Raw genomic sequence first — 434 nt, forward strand, 5'->3', positions numbered from 1 at the left:
GTAAATTCAGGTAAGGCTGCTCCGCTGTTAACCAGCGCCGCGCCCGCTGCTGTTAAGAGAACCTCATTGCCCACGACCTGGTAGTTGATGATGTCATCCACCGTGACCGTGACATCATTACCATCTTCATCAGAGGTATCAAACGTCGCCACTACCGCATTTTCTACTGCGCTGCCGTCGTCTTCGGTAAATGCATTGGTGTTCGTGATCGTCACTTCAGGTGCATCGTTAACCGTATTCACCACCGGGGTGGCCGAATCCGTTTCACCATTAATTGTGCCGTCGTTCGGTGTTAATGTAAATTCAGGTAAGGCTGCTCCGCTGTTAACCAGCGCCGCGCCCGCTGCTGTTAAGAGAACCTCATTGCCCACGACCTGGTAGTTGATGATGTCATCCACCGTGACCGTGACATCATTACCATCTTCATCAGAGGT

General features: G+C 51.8%; 1 protein-coding gene. It reads right to left on the bottom strand.

Annotated features, from left to right (window positions below; translation table 11 throughout):
* The coding region (locus tag H5084_RS19335) for a hypothetical protein (protein ID WP_182692243.1) at positions 1-434 on the bottom strand (434 nt) is incomplete at both ends.

It is taken from the genome of Psychromonas sp. SR45-3 (genome assembly GCF_014163575.1).
Lineage (GTDB): Bacteria > Pseudomonadota > Gammaproteobacteria > Enterobacterales > Psychromonadaceae > Psychromonas > Psychromonas arctica.